At 68.9% G+C, this 19,827-nt stretch carries 20 protein-coding genes; 7 read left to right on the top strand and 13 right to left on the bottom strand.

What is annotated here, in order from left to right; all coding sequences use genetic code 11:
- Together EV192_RS25645 and EV192_RS25640 are read left to right on the top strand one after the other, a co-directional pair.
- Positions 1-648, top strand: coding sequence for a LuxR C-terminal-related transcriptional regulator (locus EV192_RS25645; RefSeq protein WP_132119566.1), 648 nt, complete (start codon positions 1-3; stop codon positions 646-648).
- A complete protein-coding gene (locus EV192_RS25640) occupies positions 648-977 on the top strand; it encodes an MGMT family protein (RefSeq protein WP_132119563.1) in 330 nt (109 codons plus the stop codon). The genes EV192_RS25645 and EV192_RS25640 overlap by 1 nt, the downstream gene beginning before the upstream one ends.
- Here the strand turns inward: EV192_RS25640 and EV192_RS25635 are convergent.
- The 4 genes from EV192_RS25635 to nirB are packed head-to-tail and all read right to left on the bottom strand — an operon-like array spanning position 917 to position 5,533.
- Positions 917-1,600 carry a sirohydrochlorin chelatase gene (locus tag EV192_RS25635; RefSeq protein WP_132119561.1) on the bottom strand — a complete coding sequence of 228 codons (684 nt, stop codon included), beginning with the start codon at positions 1,598-1,600 and terminating at the stop codon, positions 917-919. The genes EV192_RS25640 and EV192_RS25635 overlap by 61 nt on opposite strands.
- On the bottom strand, positions 1,597-2,724 hold the full coding sequence (locus EV192_RS25630) for a uroporphyrinogen-III synthase (protein ID WP_132119871.1): 1,128 nt from the start codon (positions 2,722-2,724) through the stop codon (positions 1,597-1,599). The genes EV192_RS25635 and EV192_RS25630 overlap by 4 nt, the downstream gene beginning before the upstream one ends.
- A gap of 5 nt (positions 2,725-2,729) precedes the next feature.
- Entirely contained in the window at positions 2,730-3,050 is a 321-nt protein-coding gene (gene nirD / locus EV192_RS25625; RefSeq protein WP_132119559.1) for a nitrite reductase small subunit NirD, read from the bottom strand.
- Positions 3,047-5,533, bottom strand: coding sequence for a nitrite reductase large subunit NirB (gene nirB, locus EV192_RS25620; RefSeq protein ID WP_132119557.1), 2,487 nt, complete (start codon positions 5,531-5,533; stop codon positions 3,047-3,049). Before nirB ends, nirD begins: the two co-directional genes overlap by 4 nt.
- Positions 5,534-5,687: 154 nt before the next feature.
- Between nirB and EV192_RS25615 the strand changes: the two genes are divergently transcribed.
- The gene (locus tag EV192_RS25615; protein WP_132119555.1) at positions 5,688-7,424 is read left to right on the top strand and encodes a carboxylesterase/lipase family protein; all 1,737 of its coding nucleotides are present in this window, start codon (positions 5,688-5,690) and stop codon (positions 7,422-7,424) included.
- Here EV192_RS25615 and EV192_RS25610 read toward each other — a convergent pair.
- The 4 genes from EV192_RS25610 to EV192_RS25595 all read right to left on the bottom strand — a co-directional run bounded on the left by EV192_RS25610 (position 7,393) and on the right by EV192_RS25595 (position 13,075).
- Positions 7,393-8,736, bottom strand: coding sequence for a nitrate/nitrite transporter (locus EV192_RS25610; RefSeq protein WP_132119553.1), 1,344 nt, complete (start codon positions 8,734-8,736; stop codon positions 7,393-7,395). The genes EV192_RS25615 and EV192_RS25610 overlap by 32 nt on opposite strands.
- A gap of 10 nt (positions 8,737-8,746) precedes the next feature.
- The gene (locus EV192_RS25605) at positions 8,747-10,159 is read right to left on the bottom strand and encodes an FAD-dependent oxidoreductase (protein ID WP_132119551.1); all 1,413 of its coding nucleotides are present in this window, start codon (positions 10,157-10,159) and stop codon (positions 8,747-8,749) included.
- Complete coding sequence (locus EV192_RS25600; protein ID WP_132119549.1) at positions 10,156-12,126, bottom strand: molybdopterin oxidoreductase family protein; 1,971 nt, start codon at positions 12,124-12,126, stop codon at positions 10,156-10,158. Before EV192_RS25600 ends, EV192_RS25605 begins: the two co-directional genes overlap by 4 nt.
- A gap of 154 nt (positions 12,127-12,280) precedes the next feature.
- Positions 12,281-13,075, bottom strand: coding sequence for a TIGR02569 family protein (locus EV192_RS25595; protein ID WP_132119547.1), 795 nt, complete (start codon positions 13,073-13,075; stop codon positions 12,281-12,283).
- A gap of 106 nt (positions 13,076-13,181) precedes the next feature.
- Between EV192_RS25595 and EV192_RS56875 the strand changes: the two genes are divergently transcribed.
- Positions 13,182-13,316, top strand: coding sequence for a hypothetical protein (locus tag EV192_RS56875; RefSeq protein WP_279494102.1), 135 nt, complete (start codon positions 13,182-13,184; stop codon positions 13,314-13,316).
- Between the two features lie 185 nt (positions 13,317-13,501).
- Here the strand turns inward: EV192_RS56875 and moeZ are convergent, their stop codons facing one another.
- From moeZ to EV192_RS25570, 3 genes are all read right to left on the bottom strand, one after another.
- Positions 13,502-14,683 (bottom strand): adenylyltransferase/sulfurtransferase MoeZ, encoded by a 1,182-nt coding sequence (gene moeZ / locus EV192_RS25580; RefSeq protein WP_132119545.1) that lies wholly within the window; start codon positions 14,681-14,683, stop codon positions 13,502-13,504.
- 79 nt (positions 14,684-14,762) lie between these two features.
- The gene (locus tag EV192_RS25575) at positions 14,763-15,716 is read right to left on the bottom strand and encodes a DUF3152 domain-containing protein (RefSeq protein WP_243727062.1); all 954 of its coding nucleotides are present in this window, start codon (positions 15,714-15,716) and stop codon (positions 14,763-14,765) included.
- Between the two features lie 199 nt (positions 15,717-15,915).
- On the bottom strand, positions 15,916-16,893 hold the full coding sequence (locus EV192_RS25570) for an alpha/beta fold hydrolase (protein WP_243727061.1): 978 nt from the start codon (positions 16,891-16,893) through the stop codon (positions 15,916-15,918).
- A 95-nt stretch (positions 16,894-16,988) separates the two neighbouring features.
- Between EV192_RS25570 and EV192_RS25565 the strand changes: the two genes are divergently transcribed.
- Entirely contained in the window at positions 16,989-17,639 is a 651-nt protein-coding gene (locus EV192_RS25565; protein ID WP_132119541.1) for a TetR/AcrR family transcriptional regulator, read from the top strand.
- A 3-nt stretch (positions 17,640-17,642) separates the two neighbouring features.
- Here EV192_RS25565 and EV192_RS25560 read toward each other — a convergent pair whose 3' ends face one another.
- On the bottom strand, positions 17,643-18,548 hold the full coding sequence (locus tag EV192_RS25560; RefSeq protein ID WP_132119539.1) for an AurF N-oxygenase family protein: 906 nt from the start codon (positions 18,546-18,548) through the stop codon (positions 17,643-17,645).
- Positions 18,549-18,608: 60 nt separating this feature from the next.
- On the opposite strand from EV192_RS25560, the gene EV192_RS25555 reads away from it, so the two are divergent.
- Positions 18,609-19,301 (top strand): TetR/AcrR family transcriptional regulator, encoded by a 693-nt coding sequence (locus tag EV192_RS25555; protein ID WP_132119537.1) that lies wholly within the window; start codon positions 18,609-18,611, stop codon positions 19,299-19,301.
- Complete coding sequence (locus EV192_RS25550) at positions 19,301-19,603, top strand: DUF4873 domain-containing protein (RefSeq protein ID WP_132119535.1); 303 nt, start codon at positions 19,301-19,303, stop codon at positions 19,601-19,603. Before EV192_RS25555 ends, EV192_RS25550 begins: the two co-directional genes overlap by 1 nt.
- Here EV192_RS25550 and EV192_RS25545 read toward each other — a convergent pair.
- Positions 19,593-19,823: a DUF3107 domain-containing protein gene (locus tag EV192_RS25545; RefSeq protein ID WP_132119865.1), complete on the bottom strand. Its 231-nt coding sequence runs from the start codon at positions 19,821-19,823 to the stop codon at positions 19,593-19,595. The two genes, EV192_RS25550 and EV192_RS25545, sit on opposite strands and share 11 nt — an antisense overlap.
- Positions 19,824-19,827: the final 4 nt, after the last annotated feature.

Below are 19,827 nucleotides of genomic sequence, written 5' to 3'. Positions count from 1 at the left end.
GTGCGTGTGGTTCTCGGGGAAGACCTCGTCCTGCTGCGGGACGGCCTGATCAGGATGCTGGCCGCGTACGACTTCGATGTGGTCGAGGCGGTCGACAACGGGCCCGCCCTGCTGCGCGCCCTGGTCACGCACAAGCCGGATGTGGCCGTGGTGGACGTGCGCATGCCGCCGACGTTCACCGACGAGGGCCTCAAAGCCGCCATCGAGGCCCGCGCCCAGGTCCCTGGCCTGCCGATCCTGGTGCTTTCGCAGTACGTCGAGCAGCTGTACGCCCGCGAACTGCTGTCCGACCGCGGCGGCGGGGTCGGCTACCTGCTGAAGGACCGGGTGTCGGATGTGGCCCAGTTCATCGACGCGGTCCGCCGGGTCGCGGGCGGCGGAACCGCCATGGACCCCGAGGTGATCTCCCAGCTGCTGGCCCGCCGGGAACGCGACGAGGTCGGCTCGCTGACACCAAGGGAACGTGAGGTGCTCGGTCTGATGGCCGAGGGACGGTCGAACGCGGCGATCGCGGCCCGGATGTTCGTCACCGAGAAGGCCGTCAGCAAGCACACCAACAACATCTTCGCGAAGCTGCAGCTCCCGCCGTCCGAGGACGACAACCGCCGGGTGCTCGCGGTCCTCGCCTACCTGAACGACACAAAGTGATGGACGAGCAACTTCACGAGAAGGTCCGCGAGCTCATCAAGAGCATCCCGGCTGGCAGCGTGGCGTCGTACGGCGACATCGCGGAATTGGCCAAGGCCCCGTCGCCACGGCTGGTCGGCCGGATCCTCGCCGAGGACGGCCACGACCTGCCCTGGCACCGCGTCCTGCGCGCCGACGGCACCCCTGCCCCGCATCTGCAGCACGAGCAGCTGGAGTTGTTGCGGGCGGAAGGTGTGCTGGCCGACGAGAACAAGGTCAACATGCGGACCTACCGTTGGGACGCGGTCCGCCCGGACACCGGCCCGCCTGGACTGTTCGACGACTTGTAGCGCCGGACCACCAAGTCCACCACGTTCGGGTGCGCCCCGATCGGCTCGGACACCCGCCCGGTCAGGTCCCGCACCATCCGGTGGAACACCCCGGGCGCCAGCAACCAGGACGCCACGAAGTCGTTGTCGCACAAGACATCCGCGACGAGTGGCCGGGCTGTGGCCAGGTACCCGATCCGCACCGGCACGGACGTACTTGAGGCAAGCAGCCGGGCCGCCGTCCGAACGTCCGCCAGGGCGCGTGGATCGGAGGACCCGGCCGCGGCCAGCACCAGGGGCGAGTTCCGCCAGCCGGCCTCGACGAGCCGCTCGTGCATCGCCGCGACCAGCGCGGAAGACGGCCCGAGCGGCTCGGTGAACGTCACCTGAGAGTGCCCGGACCGCAGTACCTGGGCCGGAATGTCCACCCGCACGTGGTATCCGGCGGCGAGGAACGCCGGTACGACGACTACAGGTCCGGCGACCGACGCCACCACCTCGGCCACGCTCGGCGACCGGACGTCCGCGAACGCCACCCGAACGTCCACACCGGACAGTCGATCGCGAACCCGTCGGGCCAGATCGTGGACGACCCTGCTGCCAGCCGAGTCGCGCGTGCCGTGTGCCGCTAGCACAAGCGTCATGCCGGTATCGCCAGCCGATAGCCCCGCTTCACCACGGTCTGCACCAGGGAGGAGTCGCCAAGCGCGGACCGCAACCGCGCGATGGCGGTCTCCACGGCGTGCGCGTCAACGTTCTCGTCCCGCCCGGAATGCCGCCGCAGCACCCCGATCAACGCCGGACGCGACAACACCTTCCCCGGTGTCGCGGTCAACGCACGCAACACCGCCATCGGCGCGGGTGAAACCCCACGAAGCACGCCGTCGACGACAACACCCTGGCCGCGCACCTCAAGCCGGCACGTGCCCACCGACAGCCGAGTCGCCCGAGCGGGCAACTCCACGGCGACAGTTCGGGCCAACGCGCCGATCCGCGCCCGTTCCGGCCGCACGACGGGAACTCCGGCGGCCACCAGCGGCCCAGCCGTGATCGACCCGACGCACACCGCCACAACACGCCCCCGCAGCACCGAAACCAAAGCGTCGTAACGGCCCAAGCGTCGCGCGGTGGCCAGGACGCTGGCCACCGCGGGCGCGCTGGTGAACGTCAACGCGTCGACCGAACCGGCCAACACCGATTCGATCAGACGTTCCAACGGCCCCTCGTCGATCGGAGCCGTCCACCGGTAGACGGGGAGTTCCACGACGTCCGCGCCCGCCTGGCGCAACGCCGAAACGAACCCCGGCAACGGTTCCCCGTGCAACTGCACCGCGACACGCCGGCCGGAAACCCCGATCTGGAGCAGCTGCCGAAGCATCTCCGAGTTGCTCTCCGACTCGGGAGACCAGCTCTCCACCAGCCCGGCCGCCCGGACCGCGCCCTTCGCCTTGGGCCCTCGGGCGAACACCGACGCCTTGCCGACGACACCAAGCAGGTCCGGCCCGAGACCCCAGCCCTCGGCCGCTTCGACCCAGCCACGGAACCCGATCCCGGTCGTGACCACCACGTAGTCCACCGGGTGCGCGATCAGCGACGAGGTCGCGGCCTGCAACTCGGCGTCGTCCGGCACCGGCACGATCCGGATGGCCGGCCCGTGCACAACCGTGGCACCACGACGTTCCAGCAACGCGGTGAGTTCGTCAGCGCGGCGCGCGGCTGTCACTCCGACCGTGAACCCGGCCAGGGGTGGCACTTCCACGTCGAGCACCAAGGTCACGGCGCTCCCACCAGGACCATGCCGGCGTCGACGGTGACCGGGTAGACGTCGACCGACACGTCCGGGTCGTCCACGCACACGCCGGTACGCAGGTCAAAAGCGTTCTTGTACAACGGGGACACGGCCACAGGCACTCCTCCTCGATCGCCGACGATACCCCGCGACAGGACGGCCGCGTGCGAAAATGGGTCTATATTGGACAGTGCGTACACCCGGCCGTCGCCGGTGCGGAACACCGCGACCTGCACGTTCCCAGGCAACAACGCGGCCACCCCGCGGTTGGGCAGCAGCCGGTCGAACGGGCAGATCACGGTCATCGCGCCACCACCTCGGGGATCCCCAACGGCACGGGCACCCGCTGCCCACGTTCCTCCCGGAAGGTCACTGTGGGATCGGGCATCCCGGGCGCGTTCACGAACGAGCTGAACCGGGCCAGCTTCTCCGGGTCCTCCAACACCCCACGCCATTCGTCCGAATAGGACTCGACGTGGCCGGCCATGGCGGCTTCCAGGTCGACGCAGATCCCGAGGCTGTCGTGCACGACCACGTCCCGCAGGTGGTCGAGCCTGCCGTCCATCCCCTCGATCCACCCGGCGGTCCGCTGCAACCGGTCGGCCGTGCGGATGTAGAACACCAGGAACCGGTCGATCAGCCGAACCAGCGTCTCGGTGTCCACATCGGACACCAGCAGGTCGGCGTGCCGGGGCTTGAACCCGCCGTTCCCACCGACGTACAGGTTCCAGCCGTGTTCGGTCGCGATGACGCCGAAGTCCTTGCTCCGGGCCTCGGCACATTCCCGCGCACACCCCGACACCGCCGACTTCAGCTTGTGCGGCGACCGCAGGCCGCGATACCTCAGTTCCAGTCGAATCGCCAACGCGACGGAATCCTGCACGCCATAACGGCACCATGTCGTTCCAACGCAGGATTTGACTGTTCGCAACGCCTTTCCATAAGCGTGACCGGATTCCATCCCGGCGTCCACGAGTCGTCGCCAGATCAACGGCAACTGGTCGACCGTCGCGCCGAACAGGTCGATCCGCTGCCCGCCAGTGATCTTCGTGTACAGCTGGAAATCCCTGGCGACCTCGGCGATCGCCATCAGCTTCGCCGGCGTGATCTCGCCGCCGGGGATCCGCGGCACCACCGAGTACGTCCCGTTTCGTTGCAGGTTGGCCAGGAAGTGGTCGTTCGTGTCCTGCAACGACGCCTGTTCGCCGTCCAGGATGTGCCCGTTGCCCAGGGAAGCCAGCATGGACGCCACCGCGGGTTTGCAGATGTCGCAGCCGGTTCCCTTGCCGCACTTGGCGATCAGCGCGCTGAACGTCCTGATCTCGCTCGCCTGGACGATCTCGAACAGCTCGGCTCGGCTCTGTGCGAAGTGCTCACACAACGCCTTCGACTGCTCGACACCGGCCTCGGCGAGCAACTGCTTCAGCATGGGCACGCACGATCCGCAGCCCGTGCCGGCTTTCGTGCATGCCTTCAAAGCGGGAACGTCCGTGCAGCCCTCGATGACGGCCGCGTTGATCGTCGCTTTCGTCACCGCATGACAAGAACACACCTGGGCGTCGTCCGGCAACGCGCCCAACGCCACACCGCCACCGGCAGGCGCGATCAGAGACGCCGGGTCGCCGGGCAGTGGACGCCCGACCATCGGCCGCAACATGGTGTACGCGCTCGCGTCGCCCACCAGAACGCCGCCCAGCAGGGTCTTGGCGTCGTCCGACACCACAACCTTGGCATAGGTTCCGGCAACCGCGTCGTTGAACACCACTTCAAGGGCGCCTTCGGTGGCGCCGTGCGCGTCGCCGAAGCTGGCCACGTCCACACCGAGGAGCTTGAGTTTGGTGGACGTGTCCGCGCCCGGGACCGTCGCCGTCCCGCCGAGCAGCCGGTCCGCCACCACCTCCGCCATCGCGTACCCGGGCGCCACCAGGCCGTGCACCATGCCGTCCAGGCAGGCGCACTCACCGATCGCGTAGACGTGCTCGTCCTCGGTCCGGCAGCCCTCGTCAACGACCACCCCACCGCGGGTGCCGACCGCCAGCCCGGCTTGGCGCGCCAGGTCGTCGCGTGGCCGGATGCCCGCGGAGAAGACCACCACGTCCAGGTCGAGCTCGACGCCGTTGGTCAGTTTGGCGACAAGCCGGTCGCCATCCCGCTCGATGGCCTCGGCGGACGTTCCTGTATGGACAGTCAGGTCCAGTTTCCGCACCAGGTTCTTGAGCAGCCCGGCGCCGCCCTCGTCGACCTGGATCGGCATCAGCCGGGGCGCCATCTCAACCACGTGCGGCGAGACTCCCATGCCGCGCAACGCATTGGCCGCCTCCAACCCGAGCAGGCCACCACCGAGAACCATGCCGGCCCGCCGGCCCACGCCGCGCCCACCGACAGCCGCCCGGATCCGGTCCAGGTCGTCGATCGTCCGGTATACGAAGCAACCCGGCAGGTCCCGCCCGGGAATCGGCGGCACGAACGGATACGAGCCCGTCGCCAGCACCAACGCGTCGTACGTGACCTGCCGACCGGACTGGGTCGTCACCACCCTGGCCCGCCGATCAACTGCCGTCGCAGGATCGCCCAAACCCAGTGACACGCCGTCCACCTCGGGCAACGTCAGGTTCGCCGGCTCCCACGTGTCCACATAGGACGAGAGGGCGACCCGGTCGTACGCCGGGCGCGGCTCCTCGGCCAGGACTTCGATGTGCCACACCCGGTCGAGATCCCGGTCGCGCACCGCCTGCACGAGCCGATGGCCCACCATGCCGTGGCCGACGACGACCAGTGTCCGAGTCATGGCGTCCATGCTGCGGTGACGCCGTGTCCCTCTCGGTTCGACCAGGTTTCGGCGGCGTTAAAGGACCCTCCCACCGCAGGTCAGGACGCCGTGCGTGGGCATATCGGCCAGGTGGCAGATCTTCCGGCGCCGGCCGCGCGCCAGGCTCAGCACCATGAAGAAACTCCTGGTCACCGTAGCCCTGCTGACCCTCATCGCGACCCCCGCCACCGCCAACGCCGCAGGCCACGTCGACAGCCTGACTGACAACGCGGCCGGCCCGCACACCGTCAGCCGCTCCCACACGGTCCGGACCGACTCCGGGCCGGTCCGCGGCACGGTCACCCAGGATTACGCGTCCTACCAGGACATCCCGTTCGCCGCCGCGCCCGTCGGCGACCTCCGCTGGGCGCCCCCACAACCTCCACAGCCCTGGTCCACGCCCCGAGACGGGACAAAGCCCAGCCCCCGCTGCGCACAGACAGCCGGCGGCGGGACACCGAGCGAGCAAGAGGACTGCCTGTACCTCAACGTGACGACGCCGAACACGCACGGTCGCAAGCCGGTCATGGTGTGGTTCCACGGCGGCGGCAACAGCTACGGCGCCGCAGCCGACTTCGACCCCCACCGCCTGGTGGTCGGCGGCGACGTGGTCGTGGTCACGACGAACTTCCGCCAGGGCGTGTTCAGCGCGTTCGCGTCGCGCGACCTCCCCGGCTGCGGCGACGTGCGCCCCTGCAAACAGGTCAGCGGCGACTTCGGCCTGCAGGACCAGCAAGCCGCGCTCCGCTGGGTGCAGCGCAACGCGGCCGCCTTCGGCGGCGACCCGCACAACGTGACCATCTTCGGCGAGTCCGGCGGCGCGTTCGACGTCTGCGCCCAGCTCACCTCACCGGCCGCGAACGGCCTGTTCCACCGGGCGATCATGAACAGCGGCTCATGTTCAACGAACTGGCCGGTCAACGGCATCAAGCACGGCTCCCCAGCAGGGTCGCCGTGGCAGTCACTGGCCCAGGCGGAGGCCCAGGGCGACGCGTTGGCGGCCAAGTTCGGGTGCGGGACCGAAGCCCCGCCAACCAAGCCCAGCACCACCAGAGACCACCCGCCCGCCGAATCAGACACCACCGCCGCCCGCCAGCCCACCGAGTCCAACGGCAGCAACCGCCCGCCAGCCATGTCCAGCGCCGCCACCGGCCACCCGTCCGCTGGGGCCGGCACCGGCGTTGTCGACTGCCTGCGGCGGGTGCCCGCGCGTGACCTGGTCTCCGGGACCGACGTCACGCCGATCACGGCCCTGGCCTACAACACCCCGACGCTGCCCGAGCACCCCGCCACCGCTCTGGCCGAGGGACGTTTCCACCGGGTGCCCGTCCTCACCGGCAACACTCGCGACGAGGGAAGACTGACTGGCGCGTTCGCCCCCGCCGCCGTTCCTTATGCGCAACTCCTGCGGGACGCGTTTGGTTCCCTAGGTGACAGCGTCGCCACCCAATATCCCGTCCCGAGCCGGCTGACGTGGTCGGCCGTGTTGACCGACCGGGTCTGGACGTGCAACCAGCTTAAGGATGCCCGCGAGCTGGGCAAACGCACACCGGTCTACCACTACGAGTTCGCCGACCGGACGGCGCCGACCGGTTTCTTCCAGTTCCCGCCGGATGTCCCAGGCGGCGCGTTCCACTCAACTGACTTGACTTACCTGTTCGATTATGCCTTGTTCCCGGCCGCCTTCACGGCGGACCAGCAGCGGCTGTCGGACACCATGATCCGGTTGTGGGCCGGGTTCGCGCGGACCGGGTGGATGCCGGACAGCCTGTCCTTCGCGCCGAACGACATCCACCCGGTGGACCTGGGTGCCGAGCATCTGTGTGACTTCTGGTGGGCTAACCTGCCAGCGCCGGTTCCGGCTCCGTGACCACGGCCGGTTTACGCAGGTAGACGGCCCACGTCACGACGAAGCACACCCCGTAGAAGATCAGGAACGCGACGAACGCGGGGATCCCGCTCTTCGCGGACATGAAGGACTCGCGGAACGCCAGGTTGATGAACAGGCCGCCGAGGGCCCCGACCGCTCCGGCCAAGCCGATCAGGGCCCCGGACAGCCGCCTGGCCCGCAGCAGCGCGGGTGCCGGCTCGGCGCCCGCGTCGATCGCCGACTGGGCCTTGGCCCGGAAGATCGCCGGGATCATCTTGTACGTGGACCCGTTGCCCACGCCGGAGAACACGAACAGCGCGATGAAGCCGACCACGAACAGCGGCAACGATCTCAGGCTCGACGCCACGATGGTCAGGCCCGTTCCGACGGTCAGCGCGAGAAACGTCCAGAACGTCAACTTGGCGCCGCCGACCCGGTCGGACAGCCAGCCGCCGACCGGCCTGGCCAACGACCCGACCAGCGGCCCGAGGAACGTCAGCGAGGCGGCCTGCAGCGGGGTCCGCGCGAACTGGTTCTGCAGTACGAGACCGAACGCGAAGCTGTATCCGATGAACGACCCGAAAGTGCCTGTGTACAGCAACGACATCACCCACGACTGTGGATCTTTCACGACCTCCCGCATCGCCTTGGTGTCCCGGCTCATCGTGGTGAGGTTGTCCATGAACAGCAGGGCGCACACGGCCGCGATGATCAGCAGCGGAATGTAGACGTACAACAGGATCCGCGGTGAGTTCGCCCCGGCCAGGGTGATCACCAGCAGGCCGACCAGCTGTACCATGGCCACCCCAAGGTTTCCGCCGCCGGCGTTCAGCCCCAGCGCCCAGCCTTTGCTGCGGTCCGGGTAGAAGGCGTTGATGTTGGCCATCGAGGACGCGAAGTTCCCGCCGCCGATACCGCCGAGCGCGGCCACGACCACGAACGTCCCCAGCGACGTCCCCGGATGGATGACGATCGCGGCGAGAACCGCCGGGATCAGCAGGAGCGCGGCGGAGACGACAGTCCAGTTCCGGCCGCCGAACTTGGCCGGCGCGAAGGTGTACGGGATCCGGATGAGGGCCCCGACCAGAGTCGGCGTGGACACGAGCAGGAACTTGTCGGCCGCGCTCAGCCCGTACTGCGGTCCCATGAACAACACCATGACTGACCACAGTGTCCAGATGGAGAACCCGAGGTGTTGGGGGAAGATCGAGAACCACAGGTTGCGGTTCGCGACCCGTTTCCCGCCTGATTCCCAGGCCTCGGCATTCTCCGGGTCCCACTCGTCGATCCAGCGACCGCCCAAGCGTTTCATCACTGCTCCTTCACGTCGTGGCCGACAGCCATTCAGCGATGCCGCACACCGCTTCGCGGCAACTGCCGCATCCGGTCGTCGCCCTCGTCGCCGACGCCAGTTCCGATTCACTTGTGGCGCCTGACCGCCACGCCGTCACCAACTGCGCTTTGCTGACCGAATTGCATCGGCACACCACCGCGCCGGCCGGCAGTTCGGCCGGCTTTGGCGTGACCGTCGCCATCACCGGCAACGCGCGCCCGAGCAACACCGCCAACCGGTCGGACGGCACTGGGATGTCCGCGTCGTAGAGTTGGGTGATGGTCGCGGCCGCGTCCGGCGCGCCGATCAGGATCGCCCCGGCGACCCGGTTGTGCCGGATCACCAGCTTGGCGTACCGGCCGCGTTCGGGATCGCTGAGGCACAGGACTTCCGCGTCCTCCGACTCGATTCCGACGTGCACTTCGCCCAGTGCCGCGACGTCCATGTCACGTGCCTTGAGCCGGGTCACCACCGGCGTTCCCCGGTACCGCGCAGCGACGTTAACGCCCGTTAACAGGTCGGCCAGGACCGCGGCCTGGTCCCAGGCCGACTGCACCAGCCCGGACACGGTTCCCGGATGCTGGGCGCAGTCGCCGATCGAGTACACCCGCGGATCGCTGGTACGCAAGCAGTCGTCCACCACGATCCCGCGGTCGACCCTGATCCCGGCGGCCGCGGCCAGCGAGGTCTCCGGTTTCACCCCGGCTGCGACGACCACCATGTCGGCCGGCACCAGACCGTCCGCCAGTTGCAGCCCGTCGCCGGGTACGTACGCCATCACCTTGGCGTCCAACAGGGTCTCGACCCCCAGCGCGGACAGCCGGCGGCGCAGGACGGCGCCGCCGCCCGGGTCGAGCTGGCGTTCCATCAGGTGCCCGACCGGATGGACGACGGTCACCTGGCAGCCGCGGCCGACCAGGCCCCGAGCCGCCTCGATGCCGAGCAGCCCGCCGCCGAGCACCGCGACCGGCGCGCCAGGCGCGGCCCCGGCCAGAATGCGTTCACAGTCACCCAACGTCCGAAACGCCACCACACTGGGCGAGTCGTCGGTCAGGCCGGCGACCGGTGGCAGCCACGCCCGGCTCCCGGTCGCCAGAACCAGGGCGTCATAGGAGATCGTGGACCCGTCGGACAGGGTGACCTTGCGGGCGCCGCGGTCGATGGCGGTGGCACTGACCCCGATCCGGACGCGGTCCTCCCACTCCGGGCCGTGCAGGGTGATGCTCTCCACCTTCATCGACCCGGCCACCACCCCGGACAGCAGCACCCGGTTGTACGCGGGATGCGGCTCCTCGCCAAGAACGGTCACCGACACCCGCTCGTTTCCCGGATCTCTCCGGCTGATCTCCTCCGCCAGCCGGGCGCCGGCCATGCCATAGCCGACGATCACGATCGACCTCACGAGTCCTCCCAAGGGTCAAGTCGAACGGCGCACACCTTGAACTCCGGCATTCGACTGGTCGGATCCAGCGCCGGATTGGTCACCTTGTTGACCCCAGGGAAATGGAACGGCAGGAACACCACGTCCGGCCGCAACGACGACACACACTTGACCCGCGCCCGGACCGCACCCCGCCGCGAGGACACCGTGGCCAGTTCGCCGTCGGCGACCCCGGCCCGCCCGGCGGTGTCCGGATGTACCTCCACAAAGGACTCCGGAGTCGCGTCGAGCAGGTCGGGCACCAACCGGGTCTGCGCACCGGACTGGTAGTGGGCGAGGACCCGCCCGGTCGTGGCCCACAGCGGGAACTCCGCGTCGGGCCGCTCGGCCGGGCCGGTGTGTTCGACCGCGACGAACCGGGCCCGCCCGTCCGGAAACGCGAACGAGTCGAGGAACATCCGTGGCGTGCCGGGGTGGCCCGCTTCCGGAACCGGCCAGTACAACGCCTCACCGGCCCGCAGCCGCGAGTACGAAACCCCCGAGTAGTCGGCGATCCCGCCGGCCGAGGCCAACGCCAACTCGTCGAAGACCTCTTCCGCCGACACCGGGAATCCCTTGTCCACCCCGAGCCGGTCGGCGAGACCGTGCAACACTTCGAGATCGGTCCACACCCCCGGCGGCGGCCGCAGCGCCAGTCGCCGGTGCAACACCCGTCCCTCCAAGTTCGTGAGCGTGCCCTCCTCCTCCGCCCACTGCGTCACCGGCAGCACGACATCGGCCAGCTGTGCGGTCTCCGACGGAACGAAGTCCGCCACCACAAGCAGGTCCAATGCCTTCAACCGGTCCGTGACATGCGCCGCCCGCGGCGCCGACACGACCGGATTGCTGCCGAACACCAACAACCCACGCGGTCCGTGCGGCTGTCCCAAACTGTCCAACAACTCGTACGCCGACCGCCCCGGCCCGGGGATCGACTGCGGATCGACCCCCCACACACCGGCGACGTACGCCCGCGCGTCCGGGTCGTCGATCTTGCGATATCCGGGCAGTTGGTCGGCTTTCTGGCCGTGTTCCCGGCCGCCCTGCCCGTTGCCCTGGCCGGTGAGACAGCCGAATCCGCTGCCTTTCCGGCCGGGCAACCCCAATGCCAACGCGAGATTGATCCACGCGTTCACGGCGTTCGTACCGTTCGCGTGCTGCTCAGTCCCGCGTGCTGTCAACACATACGCGTTACGCGCATTCGCCAACATCCGTGCGACCGCGCGCTGATCCGTGGCCGCGATCCCGGTGACGCGCTCAGCACGTTCCGGCCACCAGGCTGCGACAATCCGCCACATCTCGTCGAAACCCGTTGTCCTGGCCTTGACGTAGTCCTGGTCGAGATGCCCGTCGGCCACGACCGCGTGCAGAATTCCCAGTGCCAGCGCCAGATCCGTGCCCAGTGCCGGCTGCAGGTGCAGCGTCGCCTGCTCGGCCGTCGCCGTCCGCCGGGGGTCCACCACGATCAGCCCGGACCTGAGGTGTTGCATGAACGGCGGCATCGTCTCGGCCGGATTGGCGCCGACCAACAGGACCATGTCCGCGTCGTCCAGGTCCATGACGGGAAAAGGCAGACCCCGATCCACCCCGAACGCCCGGTTGCCCGCGGCAGCCGCCGAGGACATGCAAAACCGGCCGTTGTAGTCGATCTGCGACGTCCGCAGCACGACCCGGGCGAACTTGCCCAGCGCGTACGCCTTCTCGTTGGTCAACCCGCCGCCGCCGAAGACGGCCACACCGTCGCGGCCATAATTCCGCTGAATGCGCTCGATTCGGTCCACCACGAAATCCAGCGCCGTGCCCCACGTCACCGGCTTGCCGTGCAGCAACGGGCTGGTCAGCCGCGATGGTGTGGTCAACAGCTGATCGGACGTCCACCCTTTCTGGCACAGGCCACCACGATTTGTGGGGAACTCGCGCGGCTGCACGCCGTTTTCTGACAACACCATTCCGCATTGCAGCGCGCAGTAAGGGCAATGCGTCTCGACCTTCACAGGGCAAACGCTATGGTCCGCTTATTACCGGCTCAAATGGTTATGTTACCCCTAAGCAACATTGCACGCACAATTATTGCCAGCAGGCTGTGCGGACGCTATGGGGCCGCTAGAGCAGCTGGTCAACGGACTGCGCGACCCGCTCAAGACCCTTCAACGACTCGGCCGTGGATTTCGGGTGTAGGGCGTGCACGGCCAACCGGAACAACAGTGCTTGCAACATTGTCTGCGGCCATTCGGCCAGGTGGGCCCAACGGCCGATGATGCCGTCGTCGGCACCGCCCCAAGCCAGCGCGTCCACCACCACTACCGCCGCCGCCCACTCAGGGGGTCTCCAGTAGGGAGTGAAGTCGATGAGCCCCGGATCGGCCTCCCCGACGAACAGGACGTTGCCGAACAGGTCGCCGTGCACGACCTGCCGGGTCAGCTTGGTCTGCTTGCGTTTGCCGACCAGCTCGTCGTACAGCTTGCCGCCGCGGTCGGCGTTCAGCGGCATGTCCAACTCGCCCGCCGACACCCGGTCCGCGACCGCGAACACGTCCTGCCGGGCGTCGATGAACCGCGGCCGCGGCAGCCCTTTCAGCGCTTCGTGCAACGTCAACGAAACACTGATGACCTCGTCGTGCCGTGGCTCCGCGTGTCCCTCGATGAACTTGTACGCCGCCCAGCCGCCCACGACCCAGCGCCCGTCCGTCGACCGCAGCGGCCGTCCGATCCGCAGGCCGGGAACGTGCAGGTCACCCAATGCCTTGGCGACCCACGCTGCCTCCGCCGGGCTGCTGGCCGGCTTGAACGCGCCGTCGCCGCACCGCCACAACGGCCCGGCGTCGATCAGCTCCGGCTCCGCGTCGCGCGCACCGAACGCGGCGCGGACGTGGGGCGGAGGTGGCTGCGGAGTACCCATCGCCCGGCACGCTACCGCGTCCCACCGACAAACCCACGCCCCGCCACGCACCCAAGCCGACGAACACATAACCATCACTGTCTCCGGACGCCCGGCAGCACAACTCGTGCCCATCGCGGGCCGGACCTGGCGGACCTACAACGAGATAGCCGACCTGTTCAAGGCCCCGGCCGATCCGGACTGGGAGCTCGACCGCGACCTGATCGACCAGAGTCTGCGTGACCCATGGGCGACAACATGAAGTCCGTCCTCGACACCAGTGTCGTCCTGGCTTCCACCATGCCACCACTGGCGGTCAGCGCGGCGACCGTGGCCGAGTTGCACTTCGGGGTCCTGGTGGCCAAGGACCTGGCCACCCGCGCCCACCGCGCAGGCTCACCAGGTCCCGGGTGGGGCGTCCCGCGGACGCCCACCCGGGCTGTTGACCTAGTAAGTCGGCAGGCTCGGGTCCACGTCCCTGGCCCAGCCGAGGACGCCGTTGCCGACGTGGACGGCGTCGGCGAAGCCGGCCTTGTGCAGTGCGGCAAGGGCTTCCGCGGACCGGGCGCCCGACTTGCAGTGCAGCACGATCGGTTTGTCCTGGGGCAGTTCCGCGAACGCCTCGCCGGACAGGATGCGGTCCTTGGGGATCAGCACCGAGCCGGGGATGCGGACGATCTCGAACTCGTGCGGCTCCCGGACGTCGATCAGCGCGAACGTGTCGCCCCGGTCGAACTTCTCCTTCAGCTGGCGCGCGGTGATCGTGCTGCCCGCCGCGGCCTGCTGCGCCTCGTCCGACACCACGCCGCAGAACGCGTCGTAGTCGATCAGCTCGGTGATCTTCGGGCTCTCCGGGTCCTTGCGGATCTTGATGGTGCGGTACGACATCTCCAACGCGTCGTACACCATCAGCCGGCCCAGCAGCGGCTCGCCGATGCCGGTGAGCAGCTTGATGGCCTCGGTGACCATGATCGAGCCGATGGACGCGCACAGCACGCCCAGCACGCCACCCTCGGCGCACGACGGGACCATGCCGGGAGGCGGCGGCTCCGGGTAGAGGTCGCGGTAGTTCAGGCCCTGGCCGTTCGGCGCGTCCTCCCAGAAGACGCTGACCTGGCCCTCGAACCGGAAGATCGACCCCCACACGTACGGCTTGCCGAGCAGCACGGCCGCGTCGTTCACCAGGTACCGGGTGGCGAAGTTGTCGGTGCCGTCCAGGATCAGGTCGTAGTCGGTGAAGATGTCGAGCGCGTTCTCCGAGTTCAGGTGCGCCTGGTGCAGGTTGACCTGGACGTACGGGTTGATCTCGGCGATCGACTCGCGTGCCGACACGGCCTTGGCCTTGCCCACGTCGGAGACGCCGTGGATGACCTGGCGTTGCAGGTTCGACTCGTCGACCACGTCGAAGTCGACGATGCCGAGCGTGCCCACCCCGGCCGCGGCCAGGTACAGCAACGCGGGGCTGCCCAGTCCGCCGGCGCCGACGACCAGGACCCGCGCGTTCTTCAGGCGCTTCTGGCCGTCCACACCGACATCCGGGATGATCAGGTGCCGGCTGTAGCGGGCGACCTCGTCCTTGGTCAGCTCCGTGGCCGGTTCCACCAGCGGCGGCAGCGAACTACCTGGCATCGAATCCTCCTCAGCGTCCGGACAAATACAACACCGCGACGGCCGGGAGTCTTCCGCGACGCCCACACTGTGGGACGGCTCAACCGGCCGGTCGCCCCTGCGGGTTGGGCCACGCGTTCGGCTTGCAGACCTTGCCGTCCGCCTTGACCGGGTCCTTGCTGCCCCGTACGGCGTCGTTCAGCTTGGCGACGAAGTCGTCGGACACCCCGAACGTCTGCTGCATCATCACCGGGGCCAGCCCGCCGTTGTCGCCGCAGCCGAGGTGGCCGTTGCCGAAGGCGTGACCGACCTCGTGGTTGATGGCGTACTGCCGGTACAGGCCGATGTCGCCGTCGAAGGCGAGCGCGCCGCGCACCCACCGGGCGAGGTTGATCACGACCCGGCCGTCCTTGGCCAGGCGGCAGGACGACTCGTACGGGATGTTGAGGCCGCACAGCTTGTGCGTGGTCTCGGGTGTGGTGAGCGACACGCGGATCGTGGGGTTGGCCGACACACGCTGGATCGCGATCTTCGGGTCCGCGCCGGTCCAACTGCGTGCGTCGCCGAGGGTCCGGTCGACCAGGCCGGCGAACGCGTCGTCGCCGCCGCCGATCTCGGCCGGGTTGATGCCGTTCTCGATCTCGACGTCGTACGTGTACAGCCTCGCGTTCGGCTGACCGACCCGCGGCCCGTCGCCTGGGACCACCCGGAACGTGTTCGCGCCGGCCTGGGTGTAGGCCGCGCCCGGCGGTAGGTCGGCGGTGGGGATCTTCAGGTCGACCGGTACCGGCGGCAACTCCGCCGCACCCGGCCCGGTCGGTGTGTCGGTGGCGCCGGTGTCGCCCACGGCCGGGTTCTGGGCGCCTTCGGCGACCGCGTCGCCTGGTTTGGTCTTGGCCGTGTTCCACACGACGAGGGCGGTGATGACGAGCAGAACCGGGATCGCGTACAGCCTCCAGCCGTAGACGGCGAGCAGGCCGCGCCGCCGGACCGGTCGCACGTGGGTGGCGGACTTCTCCGCGTCCTGGACCTCCGGCTCCCAGGCGGCGGCCAACGGCTCCCCAGCCGTCCGACGGTTTCCCCGCTGATAGCGGTCTTCACCGTCCCGGCGGCCCTGGGGTCCCCTGTTGGTCGCACGCGAAGCTCCGGAGCGTGACCTTGGCGACGGCGAGGCGGGTCCTCCTTGCGTCATCCGGCTCACGGGATAAGAGTGCCACATCACTCTCTGATAACGGACGCACGACGTGCGCGGTTCACCAACGATCTTCGGCGACGGTTTCCCACATTCCCAAAGCCGCCCTGGCCACGGTCTCCGGCCGTTCGATCTGGGCGACGTGCCCGGTCCGCGGCAGCACCAACAGCCGCCCCCGAGGCAGCAGCCGCGCGGTCCGAGGAGCTTTACGGACAGTGACGAGCTTGTCCTCGGTGCCCCATACGACGAGGGTCGGGGCGGTGATCTTCGGCACGATCCGCCACAGCGACTGGGACGGCGGCGTGAGCCACGCCCGGAACAGCCCGAGCGTCATCATGCCCAGCGCGGCACCCGCCCACGGGATCCGCGCGCGGGCCGCGAACTCGGCCGCGGTCTCGGCCATCCGGTGCGGCGGAACCATGCCCGGGTCGGCGAAACACAGCCGCACCAGCTGGTGGGCCCGTTGCATCGGGGTGAGCGCGGCCAGCCTTCGCCGAAACCGCGGGCCGATCACCGGCATCATCGCGAACGGGATCCGCGGGTCGGACATCCGCGTCGGGAACGGCCGCAGGTCCGGCACGGCCGGCGAGATCAGCGTGAGCGTGCGCACCAGGTCCGGGTGGCGGGCGGCGAGGAGCATCGACACGGCGCCGCCCAGCGAGTTGCCGAACAGGTGGACCGGCCCGAGGCCCATGCCCCGCACGAATTCGGCCACCACGTCGGCGTGCGCGGACAGGTCGAACGAGTACCCGTCGGGCGGCTGCGAGTAGCCGGCGCCGGGCAGGTCGACCGCGATGCCCTGGGCGTGTTCGGACAGCTGCCCGGCCAGGTCCGTCCAGTTCAGCGAGGACCCGCCGAGGCCGTGCACGAAGACGGCGGTGTCGTCCGTCGGCCCTGGTGTCCGGCGGATGTGCAGGCGGTGACCGCCGGCCTCGACGTGCTCGCCGGGCCACGGGAGCCGAGTCAGGTCCAGCGCCGGGCGTGGCGCGTCCGACAGCGGAACCGTGACCATCGGGGGGCGCACGCTCGTGAGGCTCATGCAGCCAGTGTGCATGGCGTTTCTGAGAGCAAGGACAGAATCCGTATACCGGCGAGTAAGGTTTGGGTTCGAAACACCAGATCGGTGGAGGCGGAATGTCGGAGACGGTGCAGCACCCTGTCGGGCCTGCGGGGCAGCAACCTGGCAAGGGAGCACGTCTGCCCCGAACCGCCCGGCGGGCGCAACTGCTCGCGGCCGCCCAGGACGTCTTCGCGGCCAACGGCTACCACGCGGCCGCGATGGACGAGATCGCCGAACGGGCCGGGGTCAGCAAGCCAGTGCTCTACCAGCACTTCCCGGGCAAGCTCGAGCTGTACATGGCGCTGCTGCAGACCCACGCGGACGAGCTGATCGCCCGGGTCTCCGGTGCGATGGAATCCACAACGGACAACAAGCAGCGCGTCCAGGCCGCGGTCGGCGCGTACTTCGACTTCGTGGACAGCGAGGGCGAGGCGTTCCGGCTGGTGTTCCAGTCCGACATCCGCGGCGAACCGGTCGTCCAGGACACGATCGAGCGCGCCACCCGCGCCTGCGTGGCCGCCATCACCGCGACCATCACCGCCGACGCCGGCCTGGACGAGGAGCGCGCCCGCCTGCTCGCCGTCGGCCTGGTCGGGGCCAGCCAGGTGACGGCCCAGTCCTGGCTGGCCGGCGGCCGCCAGATCGACAAGAGCGAAGCGGTGAAGCTGATCTCGACGCTGGCCTGGCGCGGAATCGGCGGCGGCTACCCGTTGCAGCACTCCTGACCTTCACATCAGGTGGGCGGCCTTCCACCAGCGCTTGCCCGGCCAGCCGACCAGGCCGGCCTCGTCCAGGAACTTCATGATCCGTTCGCCGGACCACTTGATCGTGGCCCGGTGGTGCGGGTTCGACGCCGCCGCCCTGGCCGCCTCGGCTCGGTCCAGACCCACTGCCGTGTACACCCGCGGGTTGATCAGGCTCTTGGTGATCGCGTACGACACCATGGCGATGAGCAGCCGCTGGTACGGCAGTTCCCACTTGCGCAGCTTGGCCATCCCCCGCACGACCTCCTGCCGCGCGAACGTCACGTGCCTGGCCTCTTCGAGCACGTGGATCCGGTTGACCATCCGGACAAGCGGCTGCACGGCCGGGTCGGCCATGCTCTCCCGCTGGATGCGGTCCAGGATCTCCTCGGCCACCAAGATCGAGCCGTACAGCGCCGGCCCGTAGCCGATCACGGGCAGCAGCTTGCCCAGCTGGCGCAGGATCGGCGGCGGCCCGTACGCCGGCGCGCCGACCTTCTCGATGGCGCGGGCGAACATCGTCGAGTGCCGGCACTCGTCCGCGATCTCGGTCAGCGCGTACTGCGCGTGCCGGGTCGTGGGGTCGATCCGGTAGACCTCTTTGAGCAGCATCTGCATCAGCAGCACCTCGAACCAGATGCCGTTGCTCGCGACCGACGCCACCTCGTGTTTCCCCAGCTCCAGGCGCTGCTGTGGGGACATGCGGTCCCACAGCGGGGTGCCGTACAGGGAGATCCGGTGGTCCGGTGTGTAGATCATCCCGTCGGCCAGCGGGGCGTTCCAGTCGATGTCGACTTCCGGGTCGTAGAACTTCTCGGCCGACGAGTTGAGCAGTCGCTCAGCGGTCTTCTCGCGGTCGGCACCCTGGGCAACCCGCAGCGCGCGGCTCATGTGCCCTCCTCCTTTAGGCGTTACCGGAAGTAACAGTTACTTCTGGTAGCATGCTCTGCCATGGGTGAACGTGTCAAGGACGCCCGACGGGAGCGGTGGCGTGAGCACCGGGTCGCGCGTCGGGAGGAGTTCGTCGAAGCGGCGCTGAAAGCCCTCAACGAACGCGGCCCCGACCTGGCGATGGAAGACGTCGCCGCAGCGGCGGGAGTCACCAAACCCGTGCTGTACCGGCATTTCACCGACAAAGCGGACCTGTTCGTCGCGCTCGGCCACCGCGGTACGGAGATCCTGTTCGAACGCCTCATCCCGGCGATCAACAACGAGGAAGCCCCGGTCCCGCGCATCCGCAAGAGCCTGGACGCGTTCTTCAGCGTCATCGAGGACTACCCGAACCTGTACCGGCTGCTCTCCCGCCGCGCGTTCGGCGACCGGCCGGTCGCCGAGGACCCGGTCAAGGACGACAAGGAACTGATCGCCGCGGCGCTGACCAGCCTGCTGGGCGACTACATGCGACGGCTCGACCTGGACTCCGGCGCGGCCGAGCCGTGGGCCTACTCGATCGTCGGCATGGTGCAGACCACCGGCGAATGGTGGCTGGAGCGGCGGTCGATGAGCCGGGACGCGATCGTGGAGTACCTGACCACGATCATCTGGGCCGCGATCGACGGCTTCCTGCGCCAGCGCGGCCTGCAGATCGCCCCGGACAAACCGTTCGAAGTCAACAAAGTGGTGCAGCTCAGGAGGGTTCAGTGATGGACGACGAAGAGGGCTACACGGGCCCGGCCACCCTGCGGGTCGACGACACCGACGTGACCGTCGACGTCGAGCTGCGCGGCTACTTCCAGCCGATCGACGGCTACTACCACTGGTACGGCCGCGTCGCCCGGCACCAGGCACTGAGTGACCTGGTCAAGGGCAGGAAGACGGCCACGCGGATCACCACTCCGCAGGGTGAGGCGGCCGGTGAACTGTCCGATCCGGACCCGTGGAACCGTTACCGGATCACCGGCACCAGCCGCCCGCCCTTCGAAGTCGGTGCCGATCTCAGTTCTTGACCGAGAAACCCACCTTGCGGGTGTCCGACGCGCCGATCTCCACGTAGGCCACCCTGGCGGCCGGGATGATGAACCGTTTGCCCTTGTCGTCCACCAGGGTCAGCTGCCCCGCGGGGTTCTTCAGCGCGTCGGCCACCAGCGCCTCGACCTCGTCCGGCGACAGGTTGCTCGTGAGGAGCAGCTCCCTGGGGCTCTCCGCCACGCCGATCTTGACCTCCACGCTG

Source organism: Actinocrispum wychmicini (assembly GCF_004345645.1).
GTDB classification, from domain to species: domain Bacteria; phylum Actinomycetota; class Actinomycetes; order Mycobacteriales; family Pseudonocardiaceae; genus Kibdelosporangium; species Kibdelosporangium wychmicini.
This window is presented reverse-complemented; position numbering and strand designations above follow the sequence as displayed.